General features: G+C 67.3%; 13 protein-coding genes. 3 read left to right on the forward strand and 10 right to left on the reverse strand.

Annotation, left to right across the window (positions count from 1 at the left end; genetic code table 11):
- Positions 1-111: 111 nt before the first annotated feature.
- The 6 genes from lgt to LGR64_RS16020 form a co-directional block, all read right to left on the reverse strand.
- Complete coding sequence (gene lgt, locus LGR64_RS15995; RefSeq protein ID WP_225614206.1) at positions 112-957, reverse strand: prolipoprotein diacylglyceryl transferase; 846 nt, start codon at positions 955-957, stop codon at positions 112-114.
- Between the two features lie 61 nt (positions 958-1,018).
- Positions 1,019-1,483, reverse strand: a complete 465-nt coding sequence (locus LGR64_RS16000) for a MarR family winged helix-turn-helix transcriptional regulator (protein ID WP_034391791.1) — start codon at positions 1,481-1,483, stop codon at positions 1,019-1,021.
- A gap of 109 nt (positions 1,484-1,592) precedes the next feature.
- Positions 1,593-3,383 (reverse strand): acyl-CoA dehydrogenase, encoded by a 1,791-nt coding sequence (locus tag LGR64_RS16005; RefSeq protein ID WP_230356070.1) that lies wholly within the window; start codon positions 3,381-3,383, stop codon positions 1,593-1,595.
- The gene (locus tag LGR64_RS16010) at positions 3,380-4,750 is read right to left on the reverse strand and encodes a spinster family MFS transporter (RefSeq protein WP_230356072.1); all 1,371 of its coding nucleotides are present in this window, start codon (positions 4,748-4,750) and stop codon (positions 3,380-3,382) included. Before LGR64_RS16010 ends, LGR64_RS16005 begins: the two co-directional genes overlap by 4 nt.
- A 106-nt stretch (positions 4,751-4,856) precedes the next feature.
- A complete protein-coding gene (locus LGR64_RS16015; RefSeq protein ID WP_230356074.1) occupies positions 4,857-7,037 on the reverse strand; it encodes an acetate--CoA ligase family protein in 2,181 nt (726 codons plus the stop codon).
- Positions 7,038-7,107: 70 nt separating this feature from the next.
- Entirely contained in the window at positions 7,108-7,947 is an 840-nt protein-coding gene (locus tag LGR64_RS16020; protein ID WP_063326635.1) for a p-hydroxycinnamoyl CoA hydratase/lyase, read from the reverse strand.
- 263 nt (positions 7,948-8,210) lie between these two features.
- On the opposite strand from LGR64_RS16020, the gene bfr reads away from it, so the two are divergent.
- Complete coding sequence (gene bfr, locus LGR64_RS16025; protein ID WP_013803242.1) at positions 8,211-8,687, forward strand: bacterioferritin; 477 nt, start codon at positions 8,211-8,213, stop codon at positions 8,685-8,687.
- 357 nt (positions 8,688-9,044) lie between these two features.
- Here the strand turns inward: bfr and ilvD are convergent, their stop codons facing one another.
- Together ilvD and LGR64_RS16035 are read right to left on the reverse strand one after the other, a co-directional pair.
- Positions 9,045-10,904 (reverse strand): dihydroxy-acid dehydratase, encoded by a 1,860-nt coding sequence (ilvD, locus tag LGR64_RS16030; RefSeq protein WP_043819478.1) that lies wholly within the window; start codon positions 10,902-10,904, stop codon positions 9,045-9,047.
- 189 nt (positions 10,905-11,093) lie between these two features.
- Positions 11,094-11,342: a TIGR04438 family Trp-rich protein gene (locus LGR64_RS16035; RefSeq protein ID WP_013803244.1), complete on the reverse strand. Its 249-nt coding sequence runs from the start codon at positions 11,340-11,342 to the stop codon at positions 11,094-11,096.
- A 106-nt stretch (positions 11,343-11,448) separates the two neighbouring features.
- On the opposite strand from LGR64_RS16035, the gene LGR64_RS16040 reads away from it, so the two are divergent.
- Complete coding sequence (locus tag LGR64_RS16040) at positions 11,449-11,754, forward strand: c-type cytochrome (protein ID WP_034398318.1); 306 nt, start codon at positions 11,449-11,451, stop codon at positions 11,752-11,754.
- A 103-nt stretch (positions 11,755-11,857) separates the two neighbouring features.
- Here the strand turns inward: LGR64_RS16040 and LGR64_RS16045 are convergent, their stop codons facing one another.
- Positions 11,858-12,340, reverse strand: a complete 483-nt coding sequence (locus LGR64_RS16045) for a hypothetical protein (protein WP_034391779.1) — start codon at positions 12,338-12,340, stop codon at positions 11,858-11,860.
- 175 nt (positions 12,341-12,515) lie between these two features.
- Positions 12,516-14,516, reverse strand: a complete 2,001-nt coding sequence (gene acs, locus LGR64_RS16050; protein ID WP_013803247.1) for an acetate--CoA ligase — start codon at positions 14,514-14,516, stop codon at positions 12,516-12,518.
- Between the two features lie 231 nt (positions 14,517-14,747).
- Between acs and LGR64_RS16055 the strand changes: the two genes are divergently transcribed.
- Positions 14,748-15,356, forward strand: coding sequence for a TIGR00645 family protein (locus LGR64_RS16055; RefSeq protein WP_012204594.1), 609 nt, complete (start codon positions 14,748-14,750; stop codon positions 15,354-15,356).
- Positions 15,357-15,817: the final 461 nt, after the last annotated feature.

The raw sequence follows: 15,817 nt of genomic DNA on the forward strand, positions 1-15,817 counted from the left end.
GTTCTTGTCTTCGGGCTATCCCCATGCATGCTCCTGCCCCATCTCCCGTCAACCTTGCACAAAAAAAAAGCGGGCACCAGGCCCGCTTCGTATCCGTGCGTACCGCCGGTCTCAGGCCGGCTTGCCCGCCTGGGCTGGATAGGCCGGGCGCCCCGCGGCCCAGAACCACATGGCGATGCCGCCGATCACCATGGGCACGCACAGCCACTGGCCCATGCTCATGCCCAGCGACAGCAGGCCCAGGAAGTCATCGGGCTCGCGGAAGTACTCGGCAATGAAGCGGAAGGCGCCGTAGCCGACGAGGAAGACCGCCGCCACCTGGCCCGGCTTGTGCTCCTTGCGCGCATACAGCCACAGCAGCACGAACAGCAGCAGGCCTTCCAGCAGGAACTGGTAGACCTGCGAGGGGTGGCGCGGCAGCATGGAGCCGCTTTGCGGGAAGACCATGGCCCAGGGCAGCTCGGGGCTGGCGAAGCGGCCCCACAGTTCCCCGTTGATGAAGTTGCCGACGCGGCCGGCCGCCAGGCCCGTGGGCACGCAGGGCGCGACGAAGTCGGCCACCTCCAGCCAGGAGCGGGCCCGCGAGCGCGCGAACCAGACCATGGAGGCGATCACGCCGACCAGGCCGCCATGAAAGCTCATGCCGCCCTGCCAGACATAGAAGATCTCCAGCGGGTGGCTGAGGTAGTAGCCCGGCTTGTAGAACAGGCAGTAGCCCAGCCGGCCGCCGACGACCACGCCGAGCACGCCCAGGAAAAGAATGTCTTCCACGTCCTTGCGCGTCCAGGCGCGGTCGCCCTGCATGCGCACGAAGGGCGGGTGGCGCAGCCTGCGCGTTCCCAGCCAGAGGAAGAGGCCGAAAGCGGCCAGATAGGTCAGGCCGTACCAGTGCACGGCGAGGGGCCCGATCTGCAGGGCCACGGGATCGATCTGCGGGTACATCAGCATGGTCGGCATTGTGCCGCAGCGCCGCATGGCCGGCGCCGGCCAGGGGTTGGAAAGCTGGCGGCGCGGCGGTTCAGCCCGGCTGGCTTTCCTGGATGGCCATGAGCTTGTCCAGGGCCGCGAACAGATGGCGCTGCTCGGTGGAGGTCAGCAGTTGCTCCAGCTCGTCTTCCAGTTGCACCACCACGCCCTCGGCCCGCGCCTGCAGCGCGCTGCCTTCGGCCGTCATGTGCAGCTGCTGCAGCCGGCGGTCGCGCGGATCGGGCTGGCGCCCGATGAGCCCGCGCTGCACCAGGCGCTCGACCACCGGCACCAGATTGGAGGGCGAGATGTCCAGCGCCTCGCCCAGCTGGCGCAGGTAGATGCCGGGATTGGAGTGGATCAGCACCAGGATGGAGAACTCGCTGGGCTTGAGGTCCAGTTCGGCCACGCGCCGCGCGAACAGCTTGTGGATGTGGATTTCCGCGCGCGTGAGGCGGTAGCCCAGGAAACGCTGCAGGCGCGACTGATCGACGGCGGGTTCGGAGGAGCTGTCCATGGACACGGATCTGGAAGAGGAAGAAGGCACACCGAGGCAAAGCCGCCCCGGCGCCTGCGGATCTTCAGGGCCGGTGCGGCGTTCCATCATAAAAGCCCCGGCTGCCCGCTCAGGCCACGGCGGCCGGCAGCGGCGTGCGGGCGGCGGACTCGGTGCGGCGCAGCCAGTGCTCCGCATCCAGCAGCCCATGCGCGAAGAACCAGGCCGCGCTGTCCGCCTTGGAGCGGCGCAGTGCCGAATCGGCCAGCGGCTGGCTGACACGCGCCGCGCGCGCCCAGGCAAAGGCCATGCACAGCGTGCCGACCAGGCGCAGATAGTCCTCGGCGCAGCGCGCCAGCAACGGGGCGTCGCCTGCGGCGCGGGCGCACAGCGCACCCGTCAGCGCTTCGGTGCGATCGCTCCAGCTGCGCAGCGCGCCGGCCAGGCCGGGCTCCATGCCCGCCGCCTCGCAGGCAGCGGCCTCCTCGCGCAGTGCCGCCAGCAGCGGTGCCAGCGCGGCCCCGCCGCTGGCCGCCACCTTGCGCTGCAGCAGGTCCAGCGCCTGGATCTGGTTCGTGCCCTCGTAGATCATGGCGATGCGCGCATCGCGCAGCGTCTGCTCTATGCGGTACTCGTGCACATAGCCGTAGCCGCCGAAGACCTGCAGCGCCTCGCTGGCCAGCGCAAAGCCCCGTTCGGTGAAGAAGGACTTGACCACGGGCGTGAGCAGCGAGGCCAGCGCATGGGCCTGGGCGCGCTCCTCGGCATCCGGCGCCTGTTCGGCCAGGTCCAGCTGGTGCGCCACCCAGCCTGCAATGGCGCGCATGCCTTCGGTCCACACACGCAGGTCGGCCAGCATGCGCTGCACGGCCGGCTGCAGGGCGATGGGATCGGCGGGGCCCTGCGCATCGGCGGGCCGGGGCTGGGCGCGCATCTGGCGGCGCTCGGCTGCATAGGCGCGCGCCAGCTGCCAGGCCATCTCGGCATGGCCCAGGCCCTGCAGGCCCACGTGCAGGCGGGCCGAGTTCATCATCACGAACATGGCGGCCAGGCCCTGGTGGGGCTGGCCCACCAGCCAGGCCTGGGCGCCCTCGAAGCGCATGGCGCAGGTGGCGCTGCCCTTGATGCCCATCTTCTTTTCGATGCCGTCGCAGTGAATGGCGTTGGGCAGGAACCCGCCGCCGTCCTGGGGAATGCCGCGCGGCGCCAGGAACAGCGACAGCCCGCGCGTGCCCGGCGGCGCATCGGGCAGGCGCGCCAGCACCAGGTGCACGATGTTCTCGCTCATGTCCTGGTCGCCGCCCGAGATGAAGATCTTGCTGCCGTCCAGGCGGTAGCTGCCATCGCCCCGGGGCCGGGCCTGGCTGCGCAGCAGGCCCAGGTCGGAGCCGGCCTGGGGCTCGGTCAGGCACATGGTGGCCAGCCAGCGACCGCTGACGATGTGCGGCAGATAGGTGGCGCGCAGGTGCGCGTCGCCATGGGCGTGCAGGCAGGCATAGGCGCCGTGCAGGATGCCCGGGTACATGGTCCAGCCATGGTTGGCCGAGGCCAGCATTTCGTGCAGCGCGGCATCCAGCAGCTGGGGCAGGCCCTGGCCGCCGGCCTCGGGCGCGCAGGCCAGGGCCGGCCAGCCGGCTTCCACGAAAGCCGCATAGGCCTCGGGAAAGCCGTCGGGCGTGCGCACCCTTCCCTCTTGCAGGCGGCAGCCCTGCAGGTCGGCCGGGCCGTTGAGCGGCGCCAGCACGTCGGCGCAAAAGCGCCCGGCCGCCTCGACCACCATATCGGCCGTCTCCTGGTCCAGGGTTTCATGGGCCGGCATGCGGTGCCAGTCGCCCTCGGCGCCCAGCCAGTGCTGCTGGACGAAGCGGATGTCCTGCAGCGGCGGCTGGTAATGCGAGCAATGTGATGCCTGCGCGCTCATGCCCGGCCCTCCGTGGCCGCGACCAGGCGGCGGTAGGGGCCGATGGCACTGGCCAGGCACAGCACGGACAGCAGCGCGGCCAGGGCGGACACCAGGCCCAGCGACAGGCCCACGAGCTTTTCGTCGTGGAAGACGAAGTCGGTGAAAAAGGCCACTAGGAAGGGACCGAGGCCCAGCCCGATCAGGTTGATCAGCAGCAGGTAGATGGAAGTCACCTGGCCGCGCAACTGGTTGGGCGTGACCGCCTGCAGGATGGGCGGCGCCAGCGCCACCGGCATGCCCAGGAAGAAGGTGGTGACCGCCACGGCCACCAGGGCCACGGTGGGCGAAGGCGCAAAGGCCAGCACCAGGCCGCTGGCGATGAGCACGCCGGTGGCCACCAGCGAGATGACGATCGAGCCCACCTGCTTGCCGCGCGCCGTGAGGTAGTCGGCCAGGAAGCCGCTGAGCAGCATGCCGCCAATGCCGAAGGTCAGGATGATGACGCCGTAGGCGGGGCCGATCTCGCCGGGCGTCCAGCCCCACTGGCGGATGAAGGTGGCCGGCAGCCAGGCCGTGACGCCGAAGGTGATCATGGCCGTGATGCCCGGCGCCAGCAGCAGCGGCAGGAAGGCGCGCTTGTTGCGGAACACATGGGACAGATCGGGCGCGGGGCCTGCTGCAGCGGCAGTTCTGGCGGAGGCGCCTGCCGCCTGCAGGCCGCGGCGCACCGGCTCGCGCACGGTGTACATCAGCGCCACCAGCGGAATGCCGGGCAGGGCCACGAAGATGAAGGCCGCCTGCCAGGGCTTGAAGCTGCCCAGCAGCGGGAACACCACCTCGCCGGCCTGGCTGGTGGCCTGGATGACCAGGCCGCCCACGATGAAGGCCGTGGCCGAGCCGATGTACACGCCCGAGGTGTAGATGCTCATGGCGCGCGCGCGGCGCTCGGGCGGGAAGTAGTCGGCCAGCATGGAATAGGCCGCCGGCGACAGCGCCGCCTCGCCCACGCCCACGAACATGCGCGCCACGAACAGCGAGACAAAGCCCGTGACATAGCCACCGGCCGCCGTGGCCACCACCCAGATCGCCATGCCGATGACGATGAGGTTGCGGCGGTTCCAGCGGTCGGCCAGGCGCCCCAGGAAGATGCCGACGAAGGTGTAGAAGATGGCGAAGGCAAAGCCGTGGACGATGCTGAACACCCAGTCCGACAGCTGCAGATCCTTCTTGATGGGCTGCACCAGCAGGCCCAGGATCTGCCGGTCCACGAAGGACAGGGTGTAGGCCAGCAGCAGGATGATGGTGACGTAGTAGGCATAGCCGAGTCCGTTCGACTCGGCCGGCGCGGGCGTGGACACGCGGCCCGGCGGGTAAGGCAGGCTCATGGAGACCTCCTGTGGAGGAAGGGAAAGCGGAAAAAAGAAAGCGGGAAAGCGAGACAGGGCTGCGCATGAAAAGGGCCGGCGCACCGCGCCAGCCCTTGCGCGGGCATCAGCCGGCGCTGTGCTCGACCAGCATCAGCGCATCGAGCGCGACCACGCCCTGCCCTTCGGGCAGCACGATGACGGGGTTGAGGTCGATCTCGCGGATGGCCGGCGTGCCGCGCAGCACCTGGCCCAGGCGCACGATGAGTTCGGCCAGCGCCTGGCGGTCCAGCGCCGGGGCGCCACGGTAGCCGTGCAGCAGCGGCGCGCCCTGCAGGCGGTCCAGTTCGCGCAGCACCTCGCCGGTGGACAGGTCGGCGTCCAGCAGGCGCGCATCGCGCATGATCTCGGCCGTCACGCCGCCCAGGCCGGCCAGGATCACCGGGCCCCACTGCGGATCGTTGCGCGCGCCGATGATCATCTCCAGGCCACGTTGGCCCATGGCCTCGATCAGCACGCCGTCCAGCGCAATGGCGCTGTCATAGGCCGCCACGTTGGCATGCAGCCGCCCCCAGGCCTCGCCCATGGCCTGCGCATCGGCGATGTTCAGGATCACGCCGCCCGCATCGCTCTTGTGGCTGAGGTCGGCGGACTGCGCCTTGAGCGCCACGGGCCAGCCGATCTCCGACGCAATCGCCACGGCCTGCTCGGCCGAGGTGGCCAGCCGGCCGCGCGCAAAGGGTATGCCGGCCTGTGCCAGCACGGCCTTGGATTCGTACTCGGGCACCACCGTGCGGCCTGCGGGCAGGGTCAGGGCGACGGGCTGGGCATCGGTTCGCTCGAAACTGCGCTGGCTGAAGGCGGTCAGGCGCTGCACGGCGCGCAGGGCACGCTCGGTGCTGGGGAAATACGGCACGCCCAGCGCACGCATCTCGGCGATGAACTCGGCAGGCACGGCCGCGCCCTCGTCCAGGCCCGCCACGATGACGGGCTTGGCCGGCCGCAGCTCGCGCACGGCGCGCAGCACGGGCGGCATCTTGATGCCGCAGGTCACCGGGTCGCCCTGGATCAGGCCGACCAGGACGGTGGAAAAGCGCGCATCGCCAAACAGCGCATCCAGCGTGCGGAAATACAGGTCCGGCTCCACCAGGCCCTGGGCCGTGAGGTCCAGCGGGTTGCTCACGCCCACGAACTCGGGCAGTGCCGCACGCAGCGCGGGCGAGTCGTCGTCGCCGATGGCGGGCAGGGCCAGGCCCAGTTCCTCGGCCCAGTCCAGCGTCAGCGCCTTGAAGGCGCCGGACTCGCCCAGCACGGCAACTCCCGCTGCAGCGGCTGCACCGGCTGCAGCGGCCGCACCAGCCGATGGCAGCACGGGGCAGCGGATGGCGATCTCGGCGATGTCGCCCAGCTCCTCCAGTGTCTCGGCAAACACGGCGCCTGCGCGTTCCAGCTTGGTGCGCATCAGCGCATAGTCGCCGGCCATGGCGCCGGTGTGCGTGGCGGCCGAGGCGCGCGCCGCGCTGCTCTTGCCCGGATGCAGCAGCACCACCGACTTGCCCAGGCTGCGCGCGCGGGCCACGGCGGCCAGGATGCGCGCAGGCTGGCGGAACTGCTCGACGATCATGGCGACCACGCGCGTGGAGGGCTGCTCCAGCAGGAAGTCCACATAGTCCTCGGCATGGCTGGCGGCCTCGTTGCCCGTGGAGATGGCGTGCGACAGCGGCAGCGCGCGACTGGCCAGCGTGGTGCACAGCACGGTCATCATGGCGCCGCTTTGCGAGACCACGCCAATGGCGGGCCGCGTGGCATCGGCCTGCTGCGCGTCGATATTCACCTCGACAAAGGTCAGCGGCACGCGCTGCAGGTAGTTGATGCAGCCCAGGCAGTTGGGGCCTTCCACCACCATGCCGGCCTCGGCGGCAATGCGCGCGATCTCGCGCTGCTCGGCCATGCCGCGCTCGCCCGCCTCGGCAAAGCCTGCCGAGAAGATCACCGCCGCGCCCACGCGGCGCGCCGCCAGTGCACGCACCGTGTCCAGCACAAAGGGCTGGGGGATGGCCAGCACGGCCACGTCCACGCCTTCGGGCAGCTGATCGACCGAGGCCAGGCAGGCCCGCCCGGCGATCTCGCTGCGCTTGGGATTGATCAGGTGGATGTCGCCGGCAAAGCCGTTGCGCTCCAGATTGCCCAGCACCGATGCGCCCAGCGCACCCGGCGTGGCCGAGGCGCCGACGATGGCGATGGAACGCGGCCTCAGCAGCCTGCCGATGTCGGGCCGCAGGGCGGCCGCCATCTCTGTCGTTGTCATTCTTGTCTCCAATGGGTTGGCGGCAGGCGCCCTAGCAGCGAGGGCGCGGCCACTCAGGATGTGCGGGTCTTCAGGACTTTTGCTTCGAGAGGTCGTAGGTGCCCAGGCCGGGCTTGTAGGTCTTGTCGTCCAGGAACTGGCGCATGCCTTCCTTGCGGCCTTCGTTGTCGTAGCTGTTGGCGGCTTCCTGGGCGCGCACCAGGTAGTCCTCGGCGTTGTCGTAGCTCATGTCGCGCACGCGGCGGATCGCGTCCTTGGTGGCCTTCAGGGCGCTGGGATTCTTCTGCAGCAGGGCCTCGGCCACTTCGGTGACGCGGGCCTGCAGGCGATCGGCCGGCAGCGACTCGTTGACCAGGCCCCACTCGGCGGCCGTGCGGCCGTCGATGTTCTCGCCCAGCATGGCGTGGTACATGGCACGGCGGAAGGACAGCAGCTCCACCGCCACCTTGGAGGCGCCGCCACCGGGCAGGATGCCCCAGTTGATTTCGGACAGGCCGAACTTGGCGTCATCCGAGGCAAAGGCCAGGTCGCAAGCGAACAGGGGGCCGTAGCCGCCGCCGAAGCACCAGCCGTTGACCATGGCAATGGTCGGCTTCTGGAACCAGCGCAGGCGGCGCCACCAGCCATAGCTCTCGCGCTGGGCCTTGCGGGTTCCGGCCAGGCCGGTGGCCTCGGTCTCGCGGAAGTACTCCTTCAGGTCCATGCCGGCCGTCCAGGCCGTGCCTTCGCCTGCAAGCACGACCACGCCCACGTCGTCACGGAACTCCAGGTCGTCGAGCACACGCATCATCTGGCGATTGAGCTGGGGGCTCATGGCGTTGCGCTTTTCGGGGCGGTTGAATTTCACCCAGGCCACGCGGCCTGTGACGGTGCAGGACACGGTCTGTTCTTCGGTACGTTCGGTGCTCATTGCGCTTCCTTGTGCAAAGGGGAAATGGGGTTTTGGACACCGATGCTTCGGCTCCATAATCGTTATGATAAATAACTATTATTGAAGCCCGCAATACAGCGTTTACCCTAGCCCCATCCCCCCGCCAGCCTGCCGCGATGCGAATGCTTCTGCGTCGCGCATGCATGCAATGCGCCGTCCACGGGGAATTGCAGCGCGCGCTTTGGCCCAAGGGCCGGTTCACGCGATACTTGCGGCGTTCACACAGTCAGGAGAAGAAGAACATGCAAGGCCAACCAGAAGTCATCGAATGCCTCATAGAGTTGCTGCGCGGCGAGCTTGCCGCGCGCGACCAGTACTTCATCCACTCGCGCCAGTACGAAGACCAGGGCCTGCTGCGCCTGTTCGAGCGCATCGGCCATGAGATGGAAGAGGAAACCCAGCACGCCGACGCCATCCTGCGCCGCATCCTGTTCCTGGGCGGCCGCCCCGACATGCGCCCGCATGAGTTCACACCCGGCGAGACCGTCGAAGAGATGCTGCGCAAGGACTTGGCCACCGAATACCGCGTGCGTGACAGCCTGCGCTCGGCCATGGCCCTGTGCGAGCGCCACAGCGACTTCAACAGCCGTGACCTGCTGCTGGCCCAGCTGCGCGACACGGAAGAAGACCACGCCTACTGGCTGGAGAAGCAACTGGGCCTGATCGAGAAGATCGGTCTGCCCAACTACCTGCAAAGCAAGATGGGCGAGCCGGCCTGAATGAAGCTCCCCCTGAGGCGCTTCGCGCCTTCCCCCTCTCTACTTGCTTCGCAAGGGAGGGGGACGACACCCTCGGTGCGGGGCGGCGCGGCCGGCGTAGGCCCTTCCTCGGTGTCTCTGGCTTGGGGTTCGCCAGTTTTATACACACCGCACACAAATAACAGTTGGTAAGTCGCCCCACGATGAAAAGCAAACCGGCAGCCACGATGAAACGGCAAGCCGGTCGCCCCGCGATGAAACAAGAGCCCTCAAGGGCCTGAGAGAAGAGAAAAGAAAAAGGGATGGAAAGCCGCAAGGCCTTCCATCCCTTTTCATTTTCATCGGGTGCGCACCGCCTGGCGGCGGTGCTGCCCGGTGTCAGTCGTCCAGCAGGGACAGGTCGCGCACGGCGCCCTTGTCGGCCGACATCACCAGCTTGGCATAGGCCTTGAGCGCGGCCGACACCTTGCGCGGGCGCGGCTCGGCGGGCTTCCAGCCCTTGGCATCCTGCTCGGCACGGCGGCGGGCCAGTTCCTCGTCGGAGACCAGCACGTTGATGCTGCGGTTGGGAATGTCGATGCGGATGCGGTCGCCGTTCTTCACCAGGCCGATGGCGCCGCCAGCGGCAGCTTCCGGCGAGCAGTGGCCGATGGACAGGCCCGAGGTGCCGCCCGAGAAGCGTCCGTCGGTCAGCAGTGCGCACTCCTTGCCCAGGCCCTTGGACTTGATGTAGCTGGTCGGGTAGAGCATTTCCTGCATGCCGGGGCCGCCCTTGGGACCTTCATAGCGCACGACGACGATGTCGCCGGCCTTGACCTTGTCGTCCAAGATGTTCTGCACGGCCTCGTCCTGCGACTCGGTCACGTGGGCCGTGCCTTCGAACACATGGATGCTTTCGTCCACGCCGGCCGACTTGACCACGCAGCCGTCCAGGGCGATGTTGCCCGTCAGCACGGCCAGGCCGCCTTCCTTGGAGAAGGCGTGCTCGTAGGAGCGGATGCAGCCTTCTGCACGGTCCAGGTCCAGGCTGGGCCAGCGCGTGTTCTGGCTGAAGGCCACCTGGGTGGGAATGCCGGCCGGGCCTGCCAGGTAGAAGTGCCTGACGGCCTCGTCCTGGGTGGTGGTGATGTCCCACTGCGCCAGGCCTTCGCCCAGGGTCTTGGCGTGCACGGTGGGCACGTCGGTGTGCAGCTTGCCGGCGCGGGCCAGCTCGCCGAGGATGGCGAAGATGCCGCCGGCGCGGTGCACATCCTCGATGTGGTATTTCTGCGTGTTTGGCGCCACCTTGCACAGCTGGGGCACGGAGCGCGAGAGGCGGTCGATGTCGGCCATGGTGAAGTCGATCTCGGCTTCACGGGCAATGGCCAGCAGGTGCAGGATGGTGTTGGTGGAGCCGCCCATGGCGATGTCCAGCGTCATCGCGTTCTCGAAGGCCTTGAAGCCCACGGAGCGCGGCAGCACGGAGGCGTCTTCCTGCTCGTAGTACTCACGGGCCAGCTCGACGATGCGGCGGCCGGCACGCTTGAACAGTTCCTCGCGGTCGGCATGCGTGGCCAGCACCGTGCCGTTGCCGGGCAGGGACAGGCCCAGCGCCTCGGTCAGGCAGTTCATGGAGTTGGCGGTGAACATGCCCGAGCAGGAACCGCAGGTCGGGCAGGCCGAGCGCTCGACCTGGGCGACCTGCTCGTCGGTGTAGTTGGAGTCGGCCGCGATCACCATGGCATCGACCAGGTCCAGCTTCTTGAACTCCAGCTTGTGCGTGTTGGGATTGGCCAGCTTGGTCTTGCCCGCTTCCATGGGGCCGCCGGAGACGAAGATCACCGGAATGTTCAGCCGCATGGCGGCCATCAGCATGCCGGGGGTGATCTTGTCGCAGTTGGAGATGCACACCAGCGCGTCGGCGCAGTGGGCGTTGACCATGTACTCCACCGAGTCCGCGATGATGTCGCGGCTGGGCAGCGAGTAAAGCATGCCGTCGTGGCCCATGGCGATGCCGTCGTCCACGGCGATGGTGTTGAATTCCTTGGCCACGCCGCCTGCGGCCTCGATCTCGCGCGCCACCAGCTGGCCCAGGTCCTTGAGGTGGACGTGGCCCGGAACGAACTGCGTGAAGGAGTTGGCGATGGCGATGATGGGCTTGTCGAAGTCGCCATCCTTCATGCCGGTGGCACGCCACAGGGCGCGCGCACCGGCCATGTTGCGGCCGCCGGTGGAAGTCTTGGAACGGTATGCGGGCATGGGGAATCCAGTTGTCTGTCGTCTCGGTCCATCCCTGGTCCTGTGGGGAAGGCCAGGGTCTGGGCGAAGATTATGGCGCAGCGCCCGCCGCACCGCTGGGGCACAGGAATGCCTCGGCCGGCATGGGCCGCCCCTTTGCAGACCCCAGGCATCGCCTGCCGCGAAGCCTGCGCCGTCGTTCAAGGCCCCTCAGCGGCGCGAACGCGAGCGCGTGCCCGTGCCCATGGCTTCCTTATTCTTTTCGATGCGCTTCAAGCGCCGCTGCTCGATCTTGTCGGCCGCGCGCCGCTTGGTGTAGCCAGAGGTGTCGGCCCAGGCCCACCAGGCTGCCGTCACGCCATAGGCGCCCAGGATGACGTACCAGGACCAGGAGGCCACAGGCTCGATATCGGCCAACTTCAGCAGAGTGAGCAAGACCGCGATTCCCAACAGATACATAACTTCTCCTTCACCAGACGGTGCTTCACACGAGGTAACGCATCAGGCATGCGCGCCCACTACAATGTTTCGCATAATTATTCCCGACAACCCCCAGGAACTCATGATGAAGCAGACATTGATCGCATTGGCCTTGACCGTCGTCACCGTGGCTCCCGCCATGGCCGACCAGGCTCTTGCCGCCTCCAAGAACTGCATGGCCTGCCACGCCGTGGACAAGAAGCTGGTGGGCCCGTCCTATAAGGATGTGGCCTCCAAGTACGCAGGCCAGAAGGACGCGGTGGACAAGCTGGCTGCCAAGATCATGAAGGGCGGCAGCGGCGTCTGGGGTCCGGTTCCCATGCCCGCCAACCCCCAGGTCAACGATGCCGACGCCAAGAAGCTGGCCGCCTGGGTGCTGTCGCTGAAGTAAGTTCCGCCGGCCTCCTGCCTCGGGGCCCGCAACGAAAAAAACCGCGCAACGCAAGTCGCGCGGTTTTTTTCATGGTCCTCCCGTGAATCCGGGCGCGGGCCGCCTACCTGTAGTCCGGAGCGCCTGCGCCGGGCTGCTGGTACAGGCGAACCTGCTGCTCCAGCTGCCCCACATAGGCGGCCGTGCTGTTGTCCGACTCCTGGGCACGCTGCACCAGATGGGCCTCCAGCCCGTCCAGCCGCGCCATCAGCACTTCCTTGTCACGCGCATGCAGGTCCTCCAGCACGGTGCGCAGCTCGGTAAAACGCGAAGCCTCGGCCTTGTCGGCCAGGTCCCGCTGGGCCTGCATTTCCTTGGCGTGGCGGCGCGCCTCCATCAGTACCGAGCCCTGCAGCCACAGCACATAGGCGACGAAGAACACGCCCAGCAGGCAGGTCAGGGCCAGCATCAGCACGCCCAGCGGCGCCTGGACGTCGGTTACGCCCAGCGACACGACGGACGGCGCGGCCAGCGTGTTCCAGTTGAATGCCGCCAGCAGCGCAATCAGGGCCACGGTGATCAGCAGCGACAGGGTTCTCAGATTCATGGTGAAAGGCCTCCCTCGGCAGTGGTGAAATCAACAGCTTCGGTTGTACTGCAACCATCATGCCTGAGCTGTCGGTCCACACAAAATAGGACTGCAAGACAGGGCGCCGCCCGCAGTCCAGCCAAGAAAAAACCGGAGCCAGGGCTCCGGTTCTTCATGGCGGTCGTGTCGGACCTCAGTTCGTCTCGGCCAACTGGTCGAGGATGGCCGGGTTCTCCAGCGTGCTCGTGTCCTGGGTGATGGCCTCGCCCTTGGCAATCGAGCGCAGCAGGCGGCGCATGATCTTGCCGCTGCGCGTCTTGGGCAGGTTGTCGCCAAAGCGGATGTCCTTGGGCTTGGCGATGGGGCCGATTTCCTTGGCCACCCAGTCACGCAGCTCCTTGGCGATCTGCTTGGCCTCCTCGCCCGTGGGACGCGAGCGCTTGAGCACCACGAAGGCGCAGATGGCCTCGCCTGTCAGGTCATCGGGGCGGCCCACCACGGCGGCTTCGGCCACCAGGTCGGTCTTGGACACCAGGGCCGACTCGATCTCCATCGTACCCATGCGGTGGCCCGAGACATTGAGCACGTCGTCGATGCGGCCCGTGATGCGGAAGTAGCCCCGGTCCTCGCTGCGCACGGCGCCGTCGCCGGCCAGGTAGGTCTGCCCGCCCAGCTCGGCCGGGAAGTAGCTCTTCTTGAAGCGCTCGGGGTCACCCCAGATGGTGCGGATCATGCTGGGCCAGGGCTTGGTGACCACCAGCAGGCCGCCTGCGCCGTTGGGCAGTTCATGGCCGGTCTCGTCGACGATGGCGGCCATGATGCCCGGCAGCGGCAGCGTGCACGAACCCGGCACCAGCGGCGTGGCGCCAGGCATGGGGGCGATCACGTGGCCGCCGTTCTCGGTCTGCCAGAAGGTGTCCACGATGGGGCAGCGCTCGCCGCCCACATTGCGGTGGTACCACATCCAGGCCTCGGGATTGATGGGCTCGCCCACGCTGCCCAGCAGGCGCAGGCTGGACAGGTCCGAGTTCTTCGGATGCACGGCGGCATCGCCGTCGGCGGCCTTGATCAGCGAGCGAATGGCCGTAGGCGCCGTGTAGAAGATGGTGCAGCCGTGGCGCTCGATCATCTGCCAGAAGCGGCCCGCGTTGGGGAAGGTGGGCACGCCCTCAAACACGATCTGCGTGGCGCCAGCGGCCAGCGGCCCATAGGCCACGTAGGTGTGGCCGGTGATCCAGCCGATGTCGGCCGTGCACCAGAACACGTCGCTGGGCTTGAGGTCGAATGTCCACTCCATGGTCTGCTTGGCCCACAGCACATAGCCGCCCGTGCAGTGCTGCACGCCCTTGGGCTTGCCCGTGGAGCCGCTGGTGTAGAGGATGAACAGCGGGTGTTCGGAATCCACGGCCACGGGCGCGCACTCGGTGCTCTGGCCCGCCAGGATCTCGCCGAAGGTCTTGTCGCGGCCTGCCGTCATGGCACAGGCCGTGGCCGTGCGCTCGTAGACGAAGACATGGCGCACGGCCTCGCAGCCGCCCAGCGCCAGCGCATCGTCCACGATGGCCTTGAGCGGCAGTTCCTTGCCGCCGCGCATCTGGTAGTTGGCGGTGATCACGGCCACGGCGCCCACGTCCACGATGCGCTCCTGCACCGCCTTGGCCGAGAAGCCGCCGAACACCACGCTGTGCGTGGCGCCGATGCGCGCGCAGGCCTGCATGGCGATCACGCCCTCGATGGTCATGGGCATGTAGATCAGGACACGGTCGCCCTTTTGCACACCCTGCGCCTTGAGCGCGTTGGCGAACTGCGAGACGCGCTCCAGCAGTTCGCGGTAGCTGACCTTGGTGACCTCGCCGCCATCGGCCTCGAAGATGATGGCCGTCTTGTGCTCGACGTCCGTGCCCATGTGCTTGTCCAGGCAATTGGCGCTGGCGTTGAGTTCGCCGTCCGCGAACCAGCGGAAGAACGGGGGATTGCTGTCGTCCAGCACCTGGGTGAAGGGCTTGGACCAGACCACGTTCTCGCGCGCCAGGCGGGCCCAGAAGCCCTGGTAGTCGTTCTCTGCCTCGGCGCACAGCGCCTTGTACTGCTCCATGCCGGAGATGCGGGCCTTGGCGGCGAAGTCTGCCGGCGGCGGGAAGACCCGGTTCTCCACCAGGACCGATTCAATGGGGGATGCTGTTGCGGTGCTCATGCTTGCTTGTCTCCTGGGCTGGCCAAATAAAAATTGTGGTGTGACTGTCGGGGGCCGGTCTTACATGCCACTGACTGAAACCCCCTTGGGCGCGTCTACCTGGGGATTCCCCGCAGTTCCCGGCTGTCACTGGCAATGGCCTGTTTCGCCGCTAAAATCGCGCGCCCGTTTTCCACGGCCATTGTCCCCTCCCATCCACGCTCCCACACCAGACAAGCGCGACCGACCACCATGGCCCGCCAGCAAAACTCCAATCGAGCCCCCGGCTCCCCCCTGCGTCCCCTGCCTTCCCTGATCTTCGCCAGCCGCTGGCTGCAGCTGCCGCTGTACCTGGGCCTGATCGCCGCCCAGGGCGTCTACGTCTGGCACTTCCTGCTCGAGTTGTGGCACCTGATCGAGGCCGCCTTCGGCAACCAGGAGGCGCTGCAGGCCCTGATCACCAGCATCGGCTACAAGCACGATGCGCCCATCGGCGCGCTCAACGAAACCATCATCATGCTGGTGGTCCTGGCACTGATCGACGTGGTGATGATCTCCAACCTGCTGATCATGGTCATCGTGGGCGGCTACGAGACCTTCGTCAGCCGCCTGGGCCTGGACAGCCACCCCGACCAGCCCGAGTGGCTGGGCCACGTGAACGCCTCCATCCTCAAGGTCAAGCTGGCCCTGTCCATCATCGGCATCAGCTCCATCCACCTGCTCAAGACCTTCATCAACGCGGGCAGCTACGACGTCAAGGTGCTGATGTGGCAGACCATCATCCACGTCACCTTCCTGGCCAGCGCCCTGGCCATCGCCTATACCGACAAGCTGATCAACAGCACGGCCAGCAACCACTGAGCCCGTCGGCATCCCGCACCAAAGCCCCGCAGCGCCAGCCGCTGCGGGGCTTTTTTCATGGGCGGGCGCAGGCAACGGGTCGGACACCTGCTGGCGCCCGGCCGGCCAGCGCGCCAGGCACGCTTTTTGCCGCAGATCGGGCCTGAAGCTTTCCTCAAGCTGACGCTTGACCGATTTTATTCATCGATGACAGCATATGCCTTGTGAATATTGTCTCACCCGCTCTCATTAAGTGAGCAAATCCCGGCTGGATTGCAGTCCTCAAGGGCGTGAAACAGGCCAAAACAGGCCTTCTTCGGCTCATGCGTTTTGACGCAGTAAAACCTGTTTTATATAATTTCGGCTTCTTTACAACCTGCCAAGCAGGTCATCGGCACCGTCTTCACGGCCTGCCGATACACCCCGGCGGATCGTTGTGCTCCCGGCACAGCCCCGTCAACCGGGCCGAAACTCGGTCCTGA

This window comes from Delftia sp. Lp-1 (genome assembly GCF_020523835.1).
In the GTDB taxonomy this organism is placed as follows: domain Bacteria; phylum Pseudomonadota; class Gammaproteobacteria; order Burkholderiales; family Burkholderiaceae_C; genus Comamonas; species Comamonas acidovorans.

What these genes read in the sequence shown, in the direction of transcription:
- LGR64_RS16020 (WP_063326635.1), bottom strand. Translation starts at nt 7,947, where the DNA reads ATGAGCACCGAACGTACCGAAGAACAGACCGTGTCCTGCACCGTCACA.
- LGR64_RS16010 (WP_230356072.1), bottom strand. Translation starts at nt 4,750, where the DNA reads ATGAGCCTGCCTTACCCGCCGGGCCGCGTGTCCACGCCCGCGCCGGCC.
- LGR64_RS16040 (WP_034398318.1), top strand. Translation starts at nt 11,449, where the DNA reads ATGAAGCAGACATTGATCGCATTGGCCTTGACCGTCGTCACCGTGGCT.
- LGR64_RS16045 (WP_034391779.1), bottom strand. Translation starts at nt 12,340, where the DNA reads ATGAATCTGAGAACCCTGTCGCTGCTGATCACCGTGGCCCTGATTGCG.
- LGR64_RS16015 (WP_230356074.1), bottom strand. Translation starts at nt 7,037, where the DNA reads ATGACAACGACAGAGATGGCGGCCGCCCTGCGGCCCGACATCGGCAGG.
- acs (WP_013803247.1), bottom strand. Translation starts at nt 14,516, where the DNA reads ATGAGCACCGCAACAGCATCCCCCATTGAATCGGTCCTGGTGGAGAAC.
- LGR64_RS16035 (WP_013803244.1), bottom strand. Translation starts at nt 11,342, where the DNA reads ATGTATCTGTTGGGAATCGCGGTCTTGCTCACTCTGCTGAAGTTGGCC.
- ilvD (WP_043819478.1), bottom strand. Translation starts at nt 10,904, where the DNA reads ATGCCCGCATACCGTTCCAAGACTTCCACCGGCGGCCGCAACATGGCC.
- LGR64_RS16000 (WP_034391791.1), bottom strand. Translation starts at nt 1,483, where the DNA reads ATGGACAGCTCCTCCGAACCCGCCGTCGATCAGTCGCGCCTGCAGCGT.
- LGR64_RS16055 (WP_012204594.1), top strand. Translation starts at nt 14,748, where the DNA reads ATGGCCCGCCAGCAAAACTCCAATCGAGCCCCCGGCTCCCCCCTGCGT.
- bfr (WP_013803242.1), top strand. Translation starts at nt 8,211, where the DNA reads ATGCAAGGCCAACCAGAAGTCATCGAATGCCTCATAGAGTTGCTGCGC.
- lgt (WP_225614206.1), bottom strand. Translation starts at nt 957, where the DNA reads ATGCCGACCATGCTGATGTACCCGCAGATCGATCCCGTGGCCCTGCAG.
- LGR64_RS16005 (WP_230356070.1), bottom strand. Translation starts at nt 3,383, where the DNA reads ATGAGCGCGCAGGCATCACATTGCTCGCATTACCAGCCGCCGCTGCAG.